11 protein-coding genes are annotated in these 16,262 nt (G+C 52.4%); 8 read left to right on the top strand and 3 right to left on the bottom strand.

Features of this window, described 5'->3' with window-relative positions; all coding sequences use genetic code 11:
• The first annotated feature begins 303 nt into the window (after positions 1-303).
• The 6 genes from ACXYMU_RS10325 to xseB all read left to right on the top strand — a co-directional run bounded on the left by ACXYMU_RS10325 (position 304) and on the right by xseB (position 5,916).
• Entirely contained in the window at positions 304-1,731 is a 1,428-nt protein-coding gene (locus ACXYMU_RS10325; protein ID WP_458986308.1) for an aldehyde dehydrogenase, read from the top strand.
• Positions 1,732-1,865: 134 nt separating this feature from the next.
• A complete protein-coding gene (locus ACXYMU_RS10320) occupies positions 1,866-2,249 on the top strand; it encodes a hypothetical protein (RefSeq protein ID WP_458986307.1) in 384 nt (127 codons plus the stop codon).
• Positions 2,250-2,325: 76 nt separating this feature from the next.
• Positions 2,326-3,378 (top strand): CNNM domain-containing protein, encoded by a 1,053-nt coding sequence (locus ACXYMU_RS10315; RefSeq protein ID WP_458986306.1) that lies wholly within the window; start codon positions 2,326-2,328, stop codon positions 3,376-3,378.
• 2 nt (positions 3,379-3,380) lie between these two features.
• Positions 3,381-3,926, top strand: a complete 546-nt coding sequence (locus tag ACXYMU_RS10310; RefSeq protein WP_458986305.1) for a GNAT family N-acetyltransferase — start codon at positions 3,381-3,383, stop codon at positions 3,924-3,926.
• A 162-nt stretch (positions 3,927-4,088) separates the two neighbouring features.
• On the top strand, positions 4,089-5,648 hold the full coding sequence (gene xseA, locus ACXYMU_RS10305; RefSeq protein ID WP_458986304.1) for an exodeoxyribonuclease VII large subunit: 1,560 nt from the start codon (positions 4,089-4,091) through the stop codon (positions 5,646-5,648).
• Positions 5,638-5,916 carry an exodeoxyribonuclease VII small subunit gene (gene xseB, locus ACXYMU_RS10300; RefSeq protein ID WP_458986303.1) on the top strand — a complete coding sequence of 93 codons (279 nt, stop codon included), beginning with the start codon at positions 5,638-5,640 and terminating at the stop codon, positions 5,914-5,916. The genes xseA and xseB overlap by 11 nt, the downstream gene beginning before the upstream one ends.
• Positions 5,917-5,995: 79 nt before the next feature.
• Here xseB and ACXYMU_RS10295 read toward each other — a convergent pair whose 3' ends face one another.
• Positions 5,996-8,215, bottom strand: coding sequence for a bifunctional alpha,alpha-trehalose-phosphate synthase (UDP-forming)/trehalose-phosphatase (locus tag ACXYMU_RS10295; protein ID WP_458986302.1), 2,220 nt, complete (start codon positions 8,213-8,215; stop codon positions 5,996-5,998).
• 318 nt (positions 8,216-8,533) lie between these two features.
• Here ACXYMU_RS10295 and ACXYMU_RS10290 point away from each other — a divergent pair, with 318 nt between their 5' ends.
• Entirely contained in the window at positions 8,534-9,613 is a 1,080-nt protein-coding gene (locus ACXYMU_RS10290) for a mechanosensitive ion channel family protein (protein WP_458986301.1), read from the top strand.
• Between the two features lie 118 nt (positions 9,614-9,731).
• Positions 9,732-10,331, top strand: coding sequence for a DUF2179 domain-containing protein (locus ACXYMU_RS10285; protein ID WP_458986300.1), 600 nt, complete (start codon positions 9,732-9,734; stop codon positions 10,329-10,331).
• A 125-nt stretch (positions 10,332-10,456) separates the two neighbouring features.
• Here ACXYMU_RS10285 and glgB read toward each other — a convergent pair whose 3' ends face one another.
• Both glgB and treS read right to left on the bottom strand, forming a co-directional pair.
• A complete protein-coding gene (gene glgB, locus ACXYMU_RS10280; protein ID WP_458986299.1) occupies positions 10,457-12,934 on the bottom strand; it encodes a 1,4-alpha-glucan branching protein GlgB in 2,478 nt (825 codons plus the stop codon).
• Positions 12,927-16,256, bottom strand: a complete 3,330-nt coding sequence (gene treS / locus ACXYMU_RS10275; protein WP_458986298.1) for a maltose alpha-D-glucosyltransferase — start codon at positions 16,254-16,256, stop codon at positions 12,927-12,929. The genes glgB and treS overlap by 8 nt, the downstream gene beginning before the upstream one ends.
• Positions 16,257-16,262: the final 6 nt, after the last annotated feature.

The following is a 16,262-nucleotide window of genomic DNA, read 5'->3' as shown; positions in this document are numbered from 1 at the left end:
TTAGGGCGGTGGCTGGTAACCAAAGATACAAAATAAGCAGGGTATAGGTTTTAAAATATGAAATGCTGCCTAACTGCTTCTGGATTAAACAGCTCCTTATATTTCTTTAAGGCGCCATGGTTAAGCGCCACCTCCCTAAGTAGCTTACCCTGCCACAGCCATAGCCTGCTAGCCACACTAAATTATAAAATTCTGGTTTACAACACCTTCTCTACCGATCCAATACAGCTTACGTACAAAGAGATATGCTCCTCTCATGCAAGGCTGCTTACTGTAACGCTAAGATCTTAACCCTGCACGTCTATGCCTATAATATATACCCCTGCCCCACAGGCTCAGTTCAACGAACCCGATGCGCAGCGTTATCCACAGCTTTTGCAGCAGCAGCGCGCCTTCTTTGCCACAGGCACAACCCTTGCCGTTAAATTTAGACAGCAGCAACTCGACTTGCTCAAACAGGCCATCCGGAGAAACGTAACCCCCCTGACCGAAGCGCTCTATGCCGACCTGCGCAAACCGGCCTACGAGTCGCTCAGCACGGAGATTGACTTTGTTGAGCAGGAACTGAGCTTGGTGCGGAGGCATCTGGACACCTGGGCTAAACCCAGGCGGGTACAGGAAACGCTGCTAAATTTCCCGGCAACCAGTTTCATTCAGCCCGCTCCATACGGCACCTCCCTTATCATCGGTTCCTGCAGCATGCCCTTCAACCTCCTCTTCACCCCGCTGATTGGCGCCATGGCGGCAGGCAACTGCGTGCTGCTAAAACCCTCTGAAGTGGCTGCCAACGCTGCAAGCGTAATGACCGCGCTGATTCAGGACACCTTTGACGAAGCCTACATCGCCGTGGCCCAGGGTGGTCCCGAACTGGTGCAACAACTGCTCGGGCTGCGTTTCGACCATATCTTTTTTACCGGAAGCAGGCAGGTAGGGCAACTGGTCTTGAAAGCAGCCGCTAACTTCCTTACACCCATTACCCTCGAACTGGGTGGAAAGAGCCCGGTGATTGTCACAGAGGATGCCGATCTGGAACTGGCCGCGCGCCGGATAACCTGGGGAAAGTTCCTGAACGCGGGCCAGACCTGCCTGGCCCCGGATTATGTGCTGGTGCAGGAGCAGGTAAAAGAAGAGCTCCTGCAACTCATAACCCACTGCATAGGCGAATTTTATGGTGAAAACCCGGAACTGAGCCCCGACTACGCCCGCATCATCAGCGATAACCAATACCTCAGGCTTATTAAACTTCTGAAGCAAAACAACATACGGGCAGGCGGCCAGATAAACCGTACCACTCGGTATATCGCCCCAACGCTGCTGGACCATGTTTCGTGGGAGGACCCCGTGATGCAACAGGAGATATTCGGTCCGATCCTTCCTATTTTGCCATACAAATCCCTAAAAGAGGTAATTCAGAAAGTGAATGCGCAGGAAAAGCCCTTGGCTGTGTATTTTTTCTCCTCCAGCAAAAGAAAAAAGCAGGTGGCTTTGCGATGCCTGCATTTCGGGGGATGTTCCCTGAACGATACTTTCTCGCACGCCAACAACCCCTACCTGCCTTTTGGCGGTGTGGGAGCCAGCGGCATGGGCAGCTATCATGGCAAGTATAGCTTCGACGCGTTTTCTTACCGCAAGAGCGTCGTCTCCCGGGGCACCTGGCTCGACTTGCCTTTCCGTTACCCGCCTTACTTAAAGCGCATTCCTATTCTTCACAGAATCCGCCACTGGTTTTAGCCGTAACGCTAGTAATGCCCCACGTGCCTAAATGCAAACCCGTTCTTCCTTATCTGCGTTTTAGTATATATCTAATCAGCTGACATGAAATGCCGTGAGGCCTTGGTCAACTATAACCCTTATTCCCAAACAAAATGGAAAATCTTGTAGAGTACCTGGACGAGTCGTTGGTGCCGCTGGAGGAAAAGATAAAAGACTACCTGGAGGTGGAACGCAACATTCGGTTACTGGAGGTCGAGCTGCTGTCTTTGCAGAGCATCCGAAGCGACTTTGTGCCAGAGGATAGCCGTGACCAACCCAACAGCATCTCCGGCCAACTCAACGACAAAGAACGGCGCCTGAACATGTTGTTAGAGGAATACCATACCCTGCGCCAGGATGTGATCAATATGCTGCCCGAGCAGAATAAATTCTTTGAGCTGAACCTGGGGTATGGCCCCAGCATGGTCGGCTACTTCACCATAGACCACGAAACCCGGCAGCCCCTTTCCGAACCAGTCCTTCGTGTGGTACACTAACCACATGTGCCGCCCGCCCAGGCGGCAATTCTTTTTTTAACACAACTAACTTAATCCGTAGCAGGTAACCAACTTCATGGGTTTACTTATACTGTATTTAGCAATTGCCTTATTCTTTTCATTCCTGTGCTCAGTGCTAGAGGCAGTGCTGCTCAGCATCACTCCCTCTTACATCAGCATCATCTCGCAGGAAAACCCCGTTTTAGGCCAGGAACTCCACAAGCTCAAGGAAAACGTTGACAGGCCATTAGCAGCCATCCTGACCCTGAACACCTTCGCCCACACCATTGGCGCCGCGGGCGTGGGTGCACAGGCACAGGTGTTATGGGGCGACGCCTACATCTCTGTCACGTCAACCATCCTTACCCTCATTATCCTGATCTTTTCTGAGATCATACCTAAAACAATCGGTGCCAATCACTGGAAGCAATTGGCTCCTTTTACCAGCCGCATTATCAAAATCCTGATTTACTCTCCGCTATACCCCATTATTGTACTCTCGCAGTTCATCACCAGACGGCTGAAGAAAGACAAACAGCGCAGCGTCCTGAGCCGGGCAGACTTCACGGCTATGGCGGAAATTGGGATAAAGGAGGGGATCTTCAAGAAGAGTGAGTCGCAGATTATCCGCAACATTCTGCGTTTCAACAACATCATGGTACGCCACATCATGACTCCCCGCACAGTGATCGTGGGGGCGCAGGAGGATATGCCGATCATTGACTTTTTCAATAATTTCCCGGACCTGCGTTTTTCGCGCATCCCGGTGTATGGCAAAAACCTGGATGATGTGACGGGTTACGTGCTGAAAGATGAGGTGATGTATGAAATGATTGAAAACAAAGGGCATAAGCCGCTCAAAGCCATCTGCCGGAAAATACCAGTTGTACCCGAGCACATGGCCATACCTGCTTTGTTCAGCCAATTGATTGAGCGAAAAGATCAGATCGCGCTGGTGGTGGATGAATACGGGGGCACGGCGGGGCTAATCAGTGTGGAGGATATTGTGGAGACGCTGCTCGGTATGGAGATCATCGATGAACTGGACCAGATTGCAGACCTACAGACCTGGGCACGCAACAATTGGGAAAAACGTGCCCGCCGCCTCGGCTTTAAAACCGAAAACTAACCATGCACTCCTTAGCCTTTCAGAAGGTAAACAGCACCGCTCAGCCTGAGTTCATAACGCTGCAACCTTTCTATGGGCAATCATTCCCTGAGAAGGAGCGGCGGGATTTTGGGCAGTTAGGACAGTTACTGTCACCCCCCGAAATGCACCTGTTAACAGCTTATGCAGAAAGTGGCCTGGCAGAAATGTATGTCTACTGGCAACTTTCCGGATGCTGTTTTCTGGAACACCTGGCGGTGGCCCCACAGTTACGCGGGCAAGGAATCGGCACCCGTTTGATGCAGCACCTGGCCCGCCAAGTCTCAGGCTCCGGCATTGTGCTGGAAGTGGAGCGCCCGCAAACCGGTGTACAGCAACAAAGGGTAAACTTTTATGAGCGCCTTGGCTTTGTGCTCCACCCTCAGCTAGATTACCATCAACCGCCCTACCGCACAGGGCACTCCCCGGTGCCGCTTTTTCTCATGTCCTCCCCCGCCCTGGGCACCTTGGATGAGGTGCAAACCACGGCGGCCCTTATTGCACAGGAGGTATACAGGAGGCACCAGTAGAACAAACTGATTATCAGCTTAAATAGGAATAGTTTGATATTCGAAATTTGAAAAAGCGGGCAACCTACCTTTTGTGCTCCGGTTACAAAAGCTTATCTTGTGCATCAGTAAAAGCCCGTGATTGGCTTATTCTCAGCCCAAATCGAACAGTTACCGCAGCACATGGCACAACTCTTAATCCGGAAACCAGCGCAGGAGGCACTGCCTACGCCGCTCTCGCTCCACCAACTGCACCAGCAGATAAAGGAGGAGCTGGAACTTGCGTTCCCGGATAGCTATTGGGTGGTGGCAGAGGTGTCGCAGGTAACCGTAGACCGCCGTAAAGGACACTGCTACCTGACACTGGTTGACAAGGGCACAGATGCGCGGCAGATGCTGGCACAAGCCCGCGCAACGATCTGGGGCTCGCGTTACCAAATGCTAGGCCGCTATTTCGAGGAAAAGACGGGGCAGCCGCTCAAAGCCGGGCTTAAGATACTTTTCCAGGCCTCGGTGCGCTTCCATGAGTTGTATGGCCTAAGCCTGGACATTGTAAACCTAGACCCCAACTACACCCTCGGCGACCTGGCACGGCAACGGCAGGAAACCCTGCAGCGGCTGGAAAAGGAAGGACTGTTGGAGCGGAACAAACACCTGCAGCTCCCCATGGTGCCGCAACGACTGGCAGTAATCTCTTCTGCCACCGCGGCAGGCTACCAGGATTTTGTGCACCAGCTCCAGCATAACAGTTATGGTTACTCCTTTCACATCACCTTGTTCCCGGCCACAGTGCAGGGCAACGACGCGCCTGCCTCGGTAAAGCAAGCCATGCTTTTGGCAGTCAGGCAGCAGCAGCAGTTCGATGCCATTGTGCTGATACGGGGCGGAGGATCTCAGACGGACCTGAGCTGCTTCGACGATTATGCCATTGCCGCTGCCATCGGACACTCGCCGCTGCCCGTGCTGACCGGCATTGGCCATGAGCGCGACGAGAGTATTGCAGATATCGTTGCGCATACCCGACTGAAAACGCCTACGGCAGTGGCCAACTTCCTGATCGATGCCTTTCACACCTCAGAGGAGCGGGCGGAGAGCCTGTACGACAGCATCCGAATGTTTTCGGCGCAACAGCTTAAACTCACGAACGATGCCTTGGAGCGATTAATCCTGCGCTTTACCAACCAGACGAAAGAGCTGCTACAAACCAGCAAAGACAAGCTGGAAGTATCATCAAGGTCGCTCCTGCTGAAACCCAAGTCTTACCTGGAAACACAACGGCATCATTTAAGCGACCTCGACAAAGACCTGTATGCACACACCCGGGATCTGTTACATGAACGGCAGCGCCTGTTACAGGAATTGTCGGTATGCGTGGAGGGCAAGAGCCAGCGCTACCTGCACATGAAAGAGCATGAGCTAAACAACCTGGTGCATTGCATCGATAATGAGGCAAAGGATCGGGTGCAGCGAAAGCAATTGCAGTTTAACAACTGCAGCAGTCGGATTGAGTTCTCTACCCGGAAAAAGATGCAGCACGAACATCACCGGATAAAGCTGTTTGAAATGAGTACGGAGGCCAATAACCCGGAACGTTTGTTGCTGCGCGGTTATACCCTTACGTTGGTGAACGGCAAGATCACCAAGAGCATCAAAAACATTCAGAACGGAGACGTAATCGAAACGAAAATGCAGGACGGCACGCTGCACAGTATGGTTGTAACTATAGATGAAGATGACAAATAAAGACCTTAATAACCTATCTTACCGCGAAGCCACACAGGAGCTGGAGGAGATTTTGCGGGCCATCGAAAACGACTCGGTGGATGTAGACGAGCTGACACAGAAAGTCCAGCGTTCGTCTCAGCTGATTAAACTTTGCAAGGAAAAGCTGCGCAGCGCCGAAAAGGCAATTGACCAGGTTTTCAACGAGGAGAACTGCGAAACGCCACAGGCTGGCACGGCCAAAGGGCAAGAAGCAAGACCCGCCGGAAACAGCAATACCCTTTTTTAAACAGGTAGCCCACTAAAACAAGGAAGGCCGATATTATGACAATATCGGCCTTCCTTGTTTTAGTGGGCTTGACTCTCTATTAACCTGTCATTAGTGCACCCGGCGATTGCTCCTGCCGTTTGCGGGCCTGCACCAGTCTTGCCAGGGTCTGGCGCGCCTCATCGCAGGTATCTACGTGGTACTTAGCTACCGAATAGGTATTGCCCACTTTGATGGTATAAGCTTCTCGCGGCATTGCCTTGAAGATATCCTCATCGCCCCAATCGTCACCGAGCGCCATCACGAATTTGTGCGGGAACTTGGTAAGCCAGTAGCTGGATGCCTTTCCTTTGCTGATTTCCTGGGCCTTAATCTCTACCGACATTTGCCCATCCAGCACCTGCAGGTTACTGTTCGAAGCAATAAAATTAAGGTGGTTCACCAACTCACGGGCACGCATTTCGCCTAAACCTGTTTCTACGCGGCGGTAATGCCAAACCAGCGAATACTCTTTCTCTTCGATGAAGGAAGCCGGTGTGCGGTCAACATAAAGGTCCAGTATCAAACGGATGTCCTTCTTCCAGTCGTCCATCAGGCTAAGCATAGTTTGCCATCCGGTGCCACGCTGTTTAATCCATACCCCGTGTTCTGCAATGATATCGATGTTTAGTTCGCCCAGCCAATCCTGCATGGTTGCTTTCTCGCGGCTACTCACCACCACTACCCTGTTCTTAGTATCCTTGCTCAGTTCGCTCAACAGCTCCAGCAAGGCATCATCCGGACGAGCCATTAACGGGCGGTTGCGGAAGTCCACCAGGCCTCCGTCATACTCCAGAAAGAACAGGCGTGAGCTGGCCGAATCGTAGGCGTTGTTCATTTCCAGAATAGTGGCTTCATCAAGGTATGAGGTAGCCAACGACATCTGCTTGATCTTCACGTAGGAGAGGCGATCCATGAACATGCTCACCCAATGGTGAATGTTGTAGCGCTGCAGCGACTCTTGCATGTTGTTCATACGCTCTATCTGCTGCTCCTCTGGCATGGTCAGGGCAGTATAGATAGTCTCCACCATCTGGTTAATATCGTTCGGGTTGATGATGAGCGCGTCGGAAAGTTCCTTAGAGGCACCTGCCATCTCACTCAAAATCAGTACGCCTTTCTGGTCAAGCTTGCTGGCTACATACTCTTTGCACACCAGGTTCATACCATCGCGCATTGGCGTTACCAAAGCCACATCGGCCATGCGATAGAAGGCAGACAGTGTTTCGAGTGGGTATGAGCGGTAGAAGTATTGGATTGGGTTCCAGCTGATGCGGCTGTACTTACCGTTGATCCGCCCAACCAATTCGTCCACCTCTTCTTTCAGTTCTTTGTATTTCTCTACCGCGTCACGGCTTGGCACCACCAGCATCAGCAAAGTTACGCGCTCATGAAACTCAGGATATTTATCCAGGAAAAGCTCAAACGCCTTCAGGCGCTGGGCGATGCCCTTAGAGTAATCCAGCCGGTCGATCGACAAGACCACTTTCTCGGCATTCAGGTTCCCTCTGTAAATATGTTCTCGTTTGATGACCTCATCCTCAGCCGCCGTCTGGCTGTACTTCTCATAGTCTATACCCATCGGGAAAGAATCCACGAGCAGCGAACGGGTGCTGGTGTTAATCCAGCCGTGCATGCTGCCGTAGCCTACCAGGCGGTTCACAGAACTCAGAAAGTGGCGCATGTCATCGTAGGTATGGAAGCCCACCAGGTCAGAGCCGAGCATTCCTTCCAGCAGTTCCTTACGCCATGGCAACAAGCGAAACACCTCATAAGACGGGAAAGGAATATGCTGGAAAAATCCGATGGTGCTGTTCGGGAGTTTCTCGCGCAGCATACTCGGCAACAGCAGTAACTGGTAGTCATGTACCCAAATCGTATCCTCGGGGCCAGCCTGTGCCACAACAGCCTCACAGTATTTCTGGTTAACCTCCACATAGGTTTCCCAGAGCTGCTGGTTATAGATGGCATATTGGCTAAAGTAGTGAAAAGTAGGCCACAGCGTTTCGTTGCTGAAGCCCTCGTAAAACTCCTTGATCTCGTTTTCGGTCAGGAAGACGGGTTGCATGCTTTCAGGACGCAGGTCTTTGCTGATCTGGTCCTGCATCTTCTTGTCATCTACCACCATACCAGGCCAGCCAATCCACAAATTGTCTCCCTGCTTATAGATAGAGCCAAGGCCGGTTGCTAATCCGCCTTCACTGGTTTTATACTGTAGTTCACCCTCCTTCTCTTGCAGTTTAACAGGAAGCCTATTGGATACAATGATCAGTTTTGCCATGTGTTATGGTTCTTTTTTTAAGGGCTTTTACAGGTTACGCATTTGGTGCAATGGCGCATTCAACAAAGCCGCTTTAATTCCAAATTCTAAATGTTCGGGTTGGACTCAATTTCTTATTTTCTCTTACGCAGAAATTGCATTTGCGTTCCATGAGTATATTAAGATAGCTATAATGCAATCCGTGTTAAAAATGCCAGCCGTATGGTTCAAAAAATAACCCGAGCGCACCATCAACAGTAAATTGTTCTCAATACTGTCCCTTCTGTTGCCAATTATTCTAACACATCATAAATATATCAGAATATTTAAACAAACCAAATGAAGAAGATTTTAGACTATGTGCAGCACCTCGACGATTTTGCACTGAGCATAGCTTTTTTGGGGCTTGCCATTCTTATTGGAATTATCGTATGGTATGCACTATTCCGGTTACTGCGCTTCTACAACAAACGCCATAACCCATACCTGGTCAAGTCCTTAACCGAAAACATGGGTCAGCCTCTCGCCTTTTTCCTGCCTCTGCTTTCTGTGTCCATTCTTCTGCCCGGCCTTCTGCTCACCGACAAGCAATTGTTTCTTTTTCGCCGTATCGTCGAGACCCTTAACATTATTGCCTTTGCCTGGATTCTCATAAATCTGACAGACGTGGCCCGCGATATCGTGCGCAGGAAATTTGAGATCGACCAGACGGATAACATGCGTATTCGCAAGCTTTTCACGCAGCTTACTTTCCTGAAGCGGCTAACGGTATCTATCATCGTCTTCATTGCCATTGCCCTTATTTTGCTGACCTTTGAGTCGGTGCGGAAACTGGGCACAGGCTTACTGACCTCGGCAGGTGTGGCAGGTATTGTGATAGGCTTTGCTGCCCAACGCTCCATTGCCAACCTGCTGGCCGGGCTGCAGCTGGCCTTCACGCAGCCCATTCGCATCGATGATGTGCTGGTGGTGGAGGGCGAGTGGGGCCGCGTGGAGGAAATCACGCTGACCTATGTGGTGCTGCGCATCTGGGACAACCGCCGCCTGATCCTTCCGCTCAACTACTTTATCGAGAAGCCTTTCCAGAACTGGACGCGCACCGGCTCCGACCTGCTGGCAACGGTATACCTGTACACTGATTATACCGTACCCATTGATGCCATTCGGGCAGAGCTTGGCCGCATCCTTGACAAAACCGACCTATGGGATCGCCGCGTGTCCGGGTTGCAGGTAACGGACTCCAAGGAACGGACGCTGGAACTGCGGGTGCTGGTGAGCGCTAACAACTCCAGCCTGGCCTGGGACCTGCGTTGCCTTGTGCGCGAAAAACTTATCCTGTTCATCCAATTGAATTACCCCGACGCTTTACCGAAAATCAGGACGGAGCTTACTGGAAGCCATCTCCAAAGCAGAAATTAGCGCTTGATCTTGTTTGTTACGCTTCTATGGAGCCAATACATGAGCAGTGATAATGAACAAAGGACTCGATTGCCGCAGTATCCTAACTACTGCTTCACCTTAAACTTAATAATTTACGATGCGCTTTTTTGATTCAGTAGATCCTTCGGTGATGGAGTGGGTGATTATACCGGCTCTCATTTTCTTTGCCCGTATCTGTGACGTAACACTCGGCACGCTGCGGATTGTGTTTATCTCGAAAGGCAACAAAACGATTGCACCTATCCTGGGTTTCCTGGAAGTACTGATCTGGTTGATTGCCATAACGCAGGTGATGGAAAACCTGAGCAATGTGGCCTCTTACCTGGCGTGGGCGGGCGGCTTTGCCACAGGAAACTTTTTGGGCCTGCGGGTGGAGCAGAAACTAGCCCTGGGCCAGGTGATGGTGCGGGTGATTACGGCAGAGCCAGCCCATACCCTCCTCGAGCAACTCATCGACAAAGGCTACCGCCTCACGAGTGTAGATGCGCAGGGTACCAGAGGCAAAGTCAACCTGCTGTTTATGGTCGTGAAGCGCAAAAAGCTGGATGAGGTGATCGAGATCATCCGCAACTATAACCCACAGGCCTTCTACTCGATAGAAGATGTACGCTCCGTCTCAGAAACAGAACTCACCCCCGACTCAGCCAAAGCAGGCCGGAACATCCGGAAGCTATTTCCGCTCCGGAAAGGTAAATAAGGGGTGTAATAGTTAGACCAATGATTAATGTCATACACCCAGAGCACGGCTTCACTTGTTTGTATAAAAAAAGAGGCGGCAGACCACTATGGTCTGCCGCCTCTTTTTTTATATTTCACTCACTGCTACTGCGCAGCACTCAGTTTGAAGTAAGTCACAGAGAGAGGTGGTAACTTAAGCGTGATGGAAAAATCGCGCCCATGGAACGGCTCCGCTACCGACTGCAGTATAGCCTCGTTGTGCTGATTGCTGCCACCGTAACGGCTATCGTCTGAGTTAAACACCTGCTGCCACTGCCCTTCCAGCGGCACACCAAGGCGGTAATGCTCGTGCAGGGCCGGAGTGAAGTTACAAACCACCAACAAGGTATCGTTCGGGTTATCCGACTTGCGAAGGAAACTCATCACGCTATTGTGCGCGTCGTTGTAATCCACCCACTCAAAACCCCGATGATCAAAGCTGTATGTATACAAAGCCGGTTCCTGCTTGTAGATCGCGTTCAGTTCCCGAACCACATCCTGCACCCCCTGGTGATAACCGTACTGTAACAGATGCCAGTCCAAGCTACCGTCATGGTTCCACTCGCTGCTTTGCCCAATCTCGGCGCCCATAAAGAGCAACTTGGCTCCCGGATGCGCATACATGTAGGCATAGAGCGTGCGGAGGTTAGCAAAACGGGTCCACTCGTCGCCCGGCATTTTCTGTAACAGTGAGCCCTTGCCATGCACCACCTCATCGTGCGAGAGCGGCAGCATAAACTTCTCAGAGAAAGCATACATCATACTGAAGGTGATCTCGCCCTGGTGGTAGCGACGGTAGATGGAATCCTTCGAAAAGTAATCGAGGGTATCGTGCATCCAGCCCATCATCCACTTCATGTCGAAGCCTAAGCCGCCATTCTCTACTTTATCCGACACGCCTGGCCAGGCGGTTGATTCCTCCGCGATGGTTTTCACGTCCGGGAAGCGCTCACGCACGGCTTGGTTAAAGTCTTTCAGGAAGGATATGGCTTCAAGGTTCTCACGCCCGCCATACTCGTTCGGAATCCACTCGCCCGCTTTGCGGCTGTAATCCAGGTAAAGCATGGAAGCCACTGCATCCACGCGCAGTCCATCGGCATGGTACTTGTCCAGCCAGAACAGGGCGTTGCTGATCAGGAAAGAGCGAACCTCGTTTCGGCCGTAATTGAAGATGTAGCTGTTCCAATCCGGGTGGAAGCCCTTGCGCGGGTCAGCGTGCTCAAACAAGTGCGTGCCATCGAAGTAAGCCAGGCCATGCTCATCAGATGGGAAGTGCGACGGTACCCAGTCCATAATCACCCCGATGCCGCGCTGGTGCAGCTTGTCGATCAGGTGCATCAGGTCCTGCGGAGAGCCAAACGTGCTGGCCGGTGCAAAGTAGCCCGTTACCTGGTATCCCCAAGATCCTGCAAATGGGTGGAACATAATAGGCATCAACTCCACATGCGTGAAGCCCATTTTCTCCATATAATCCGGCAGTTCCTCCGCCAATTCACGGTAAGTCAGGGAGCGAAAGCCTTCTTCGACATTGCGCCGCCACGAACCGAGGTGCAATTCGTAGACGCTGTAAGGCTGCGGCTTATCGCTCATCTCCTTTCGGTTGGAGAGCCACTGCGAGTCTTGCCATGCATACTCCAGGTCTGCCACCACAGAGGCAGTGTGCGGAGGCGTTTCGCGGCTCACGGCAAACGGGTCGCTTTTCTCAACATGGTAGAGGTGGTACTGCGATTTGATATGGTACTTGTAGAGCACGCCGGCGCCTACTTGGGGTATAAACCCTTCCCAAATTCCGGAGCCATCCAGGCGTACGTGCAGGCGGTGGCTTTCGCGGTTCCAGCCGTTAAAGTCACCCATCACGGACACCACCTCGGCATTAGGGGCCCAAACAGCAAAGTGGGTTCCCTTCCTGCCATCATGCTCCATAATGTGTGAGCCTAGCTTCTCGTAAAGCGAGAAATGCTTGCCTTCACGGAAAAGGTAAATATCAAAATCGGTAAGTAAACTCGCGTACTGTACTGCTTGCTCCAAAGTATGCTCTGTTGTGCCCGTTTCAGATGGGGCGGTTTCAACCTCAGAAGCTGAGGCTGTTTCCTGATATGGCGCAGCCATGCTCTTTTCGCTGGACTGTTCCGCAGTGCCGCCGTCGGATGCAGGGGGTATGGTGCTTCCCTGTGGCTTTAAAACCACCCGCTCGGTCACCGTTTCGGAGGAGGCAATCGTCACGACAATCCCCTCTTCAGGAGTTGCGGCAGGAGCCTTGCTTTTCCGCCCCGCCTTGGTGGGCTTAGGCGTAGTATCCGTATCCGTTTTTTTGGGTCGGCCACGTTTGGCAGCAACCTTGGGCTTGTTTTCATCGCCTGTGGTTTCCGTTACCGGTGCTCCCATTTCTGCCGTTGACACCTCGGTGCTTTTCTTTCTGCCGCGCTTTGCTGCCGGTTTGGCAGCAGCGTCGTCAGGTGAGGCGGCTGCGGCTGGCTTGCGCCCTCTCTTGGAGGCCGTGTTGCCAGCGCTTTCCGCACCCGTGTCAGCTTGGTTGAATATATCGTTAGTCTCGGTGGTTGTGCTTTCTTTTTTCTTAGCCATTCTTATACTTTTTCATGATGTACTTAATGCCTCTGATGGGGATGAGCACCCAATCCGGACGGTTATTCAATTCATATCCGAGCTCGTAGATGGCCTTCTCCAGCAGGAAGGTGTGCATCAGTATCTCGAAATCCTCTTCTTTTGCCGGCACTATGCCCGAGCCATTTGTCTTGCCCAGGTAATTGTGCATAAAGAAGCCACTGGCGTATTGGTACCACTGCTCCGCCCACGCCTCCAGGTATTCTTGGTCCTCGCGTCGGAGGCCTTCCTGCTGGAACAAGGCATTGTAAGCGGCATAGTGGAACGATCGGATCATACCGGCCACATCGCGCAAGGCAGAGCGCTTCAACCGGCGTTCGCTGAACGAACGGGCGGGCTCCCCTTCAAAGTCGATGATGTAGAAGTCCTTGCCTGTAAACAGGACTTGGCCCAGGTGATAATCGCCATGGGTACGGATCTTCAGGGTATCGATCTTATGAGAGAAAATCATCTTCAGGCGCTCCAGTATCTCCTCGCGCATCTGCAGGACTTCCTGCGCCTCTGCTTTTACGTGCTCCGGCAGGTTTGGCATGTGCTTTTGCAGGCTATCGAAGTTACTGCGCACTAACGACATCAGGGAAGAGTAAAGCGACCGCTGGTAGTGCAGCGAGAACTCTTCCGGTACAAAGTCTTTTTCGCCGCTGATGTTGCCCAGGGCAAGGTGCATTTCGGCGGTACGCTGCCCCAGCAATTCCACGCGCTCTACATGGGCGCCGCCCAGTTGCATCTGTACCTCTTCCGGAATGTCCGCGAAGGCTTGCGGGCGAGCCAGGGAGCTATTGACTTGCTTCACCTTCACCCGGTCCGTCTGCGTCAGTATGCGCTCGTAGAGGCGCTTGAGGGCATCTCCCAGATAGCTCCAGGCATCTCCCTGGTTCGGAACCAGCTCCTGCAGCATCACCAGTACCATCGGCTGCTTGCCATCCTCGTGCTGCTCCAGGGCACCCATAAAGCGCGGCACATGGGCAAACCCAACTTTCTCGGTTAGCATCTGCACCACTTCCACATCCGGATTCATGGCTCTGTCCAGCTTACGGTATACTTTCAGGAATAAAGTATTGTCGAAGATGATAGACGTGTTGCTCTGCTCAGCGGCCAGTATCTTGGAATTGACATGGCCGCCCATGTTGCGCAGTGTCGTAGCCACGCTGCGGTTGCTTAAGCCAATCAGCTCGGCACCTTCATGCCGCAAACGCTTTTTCTTCACCATCAACTGCAACAGGGTTTGTCTGAATTCCTCACTATAGAGGGCATCATACAACACACCTTCCTTGCCGTCAATGGAAACACGGGAAATGATGCTGTTCGGTGAATGGGCACGCAGATCCTCTTCCTGCTCGCCTGTGGCGAAGCTCACCGGCAGTTGGTAAAGTTCCGGAAGGCCTTCGTTGTAGCTCACCTCGATAAAGAGCAGCGATGCGCCTACTTTGGCAAGCGGCAACGGCATGTTGTTCACAATCTGCATGCGCTGCACAGTGCGGGCCTTGCCACCGAACCAGCGCCGCTGGAAGATATACTGAGGCAGCACCTTCGACTCCAGTTCCTTCACGGTCTTCGCGTTTAGGGAAGACTTCAGCGAACTGATCTGCAGGGACTTCTGCCTGGAATCGTGTTCGTGCGTCACCTCCTGGGGCTGCAGCTCCATCCAGTAATAGCCATGGCCGCTCATCGTGAACAGGTATGGCTCGTCCTTCACGTTCGGGAACTTGTTCTTGCTGAACACCTCGACAGGGGTATAGCCCTTGAAATCGTGCAGGTCGAGTTCTACTGCCTCCGGGAAGCGCGACAGGTTCGCGATCACCAGGATGGTCTCGTTCTCATATTCCCTGATAAACGCCAACACTTTGGAGTTTGTAGGCGCGAGGAACTTGATGGTGCCGCGGCCAAAGGCTTTGTAACGCTTGCGCATGTTAATAATGCGGCGCATCCACCAAAGCAGCGAGTTGCTGTTGTGGTTCTGAGTCTCCACGTTAATCGACTCATACTTGTACTCCGGGTCGATGATCACGGGAAGGTACAGGCGCTGCGGGTTGGAGGTTGAGAAACCGGCGTTGCGGTCTTCGTTCCATTGCATCGGTGTGCGCACACCATCGCGGTCACCCAGGTAGTAGTTATCTCCCATCCCGATCTCGTCGCCGTAGTATACCACAGGCGTTCCACGCATCGAGAACAGGAGCACGTTCATTAGCTCTATCTTCGCACGGTCGTTGTTGAGCAACGGGGCCAGACGATGGCGTATACCCAGGTTGATGCGCGCCATCGGGTCTTTGGTGTACACTTTATACATGTAGTCCCGCTCCTCGTCGGTCACCATCTCCAGCGTTAGCTCATCGTGGTTACGCAGGAACATGGCCCACTGGCAAGTTTCCGGAATCTCGGGTGTCTGGTTGAAAATATCGATGATCGGGTACCGGTCTTCCATCTTCACCGACATGAACAGGCGCGGCATGATAGGGAAGTGATAGTTCATGTGGCACTCATCCCCATTACCGAAGTAGGAAGCGGAGTCCTCAGGCCACATGTTGGCTTCTGCCAGCAAAAGCTTGCCCTGGTGCTTGCTGTCTACGTGGGCACGCAGCTTCTTCAGGAAGTCATGCGTTTCCGGCAGGTTCTCGCTGTTGGTGCCTTCGCGCTCAAAAAGGTATGGCACGGCATCCAGACGGAAACCGTCCACACCCAGGTCAAACCAATAATCCAGTACCTTGAACACCTCTTTCTGCACTTCGGGGTTGTCGTAGTTCAGGTCGGGCTGGTGCGAGAAAAAGCGGTGCCAGTAATATTGCTGCGCCTCGGCGTCCCAGGACCAGTTAGACGGCTCATAATCCGTGAAGATGATGCGCACATCCTTGTACTTGGTCGGGTCGTCGCTCCACACGTAAAAGTCTCTGTGCTTCGAGCCTTTCTTGGCTTTGCGGGCACGCTGAAACCAGGGGTGCTGGTCGGAGGTGTGGTTGATCACAAGCTCGGTGATCACCTTCAGGCCCCGGCGATGCGCCTCTTTCACGAAAAGCTTGAAGTCCTGCATGTTGCCATACGACGGGTTGATGCTGTAGTAGTCAGCAATGTCGTAGCCATCATCGCGCAGCGGCGAAGGATAGAAAGGGAGTAACCAGATGGCAGTCACGCCCAGGTCCTCCAGGTAGTCCAGCTTTTGCATCAGGCCCTTAAAATCGCCGATACCGTCGCCGTTACCGTCTTTAAAGGCTTTGATGTGCAGTTCGTAAATGATGGCGTCTTTATACCAATGGATGTTGTCGTCTAACAGGATTTTCTCGTCTGACATATTGTG

It is taken from the genome of Pontibacter sp. CAU 1760, assembly GCF_054482735.1.
The sequence above is the reverse complement of the archived record's forward strand: the minus strand, read 5'-3'. Positions and strand labels throughout refer to the sequence as shown.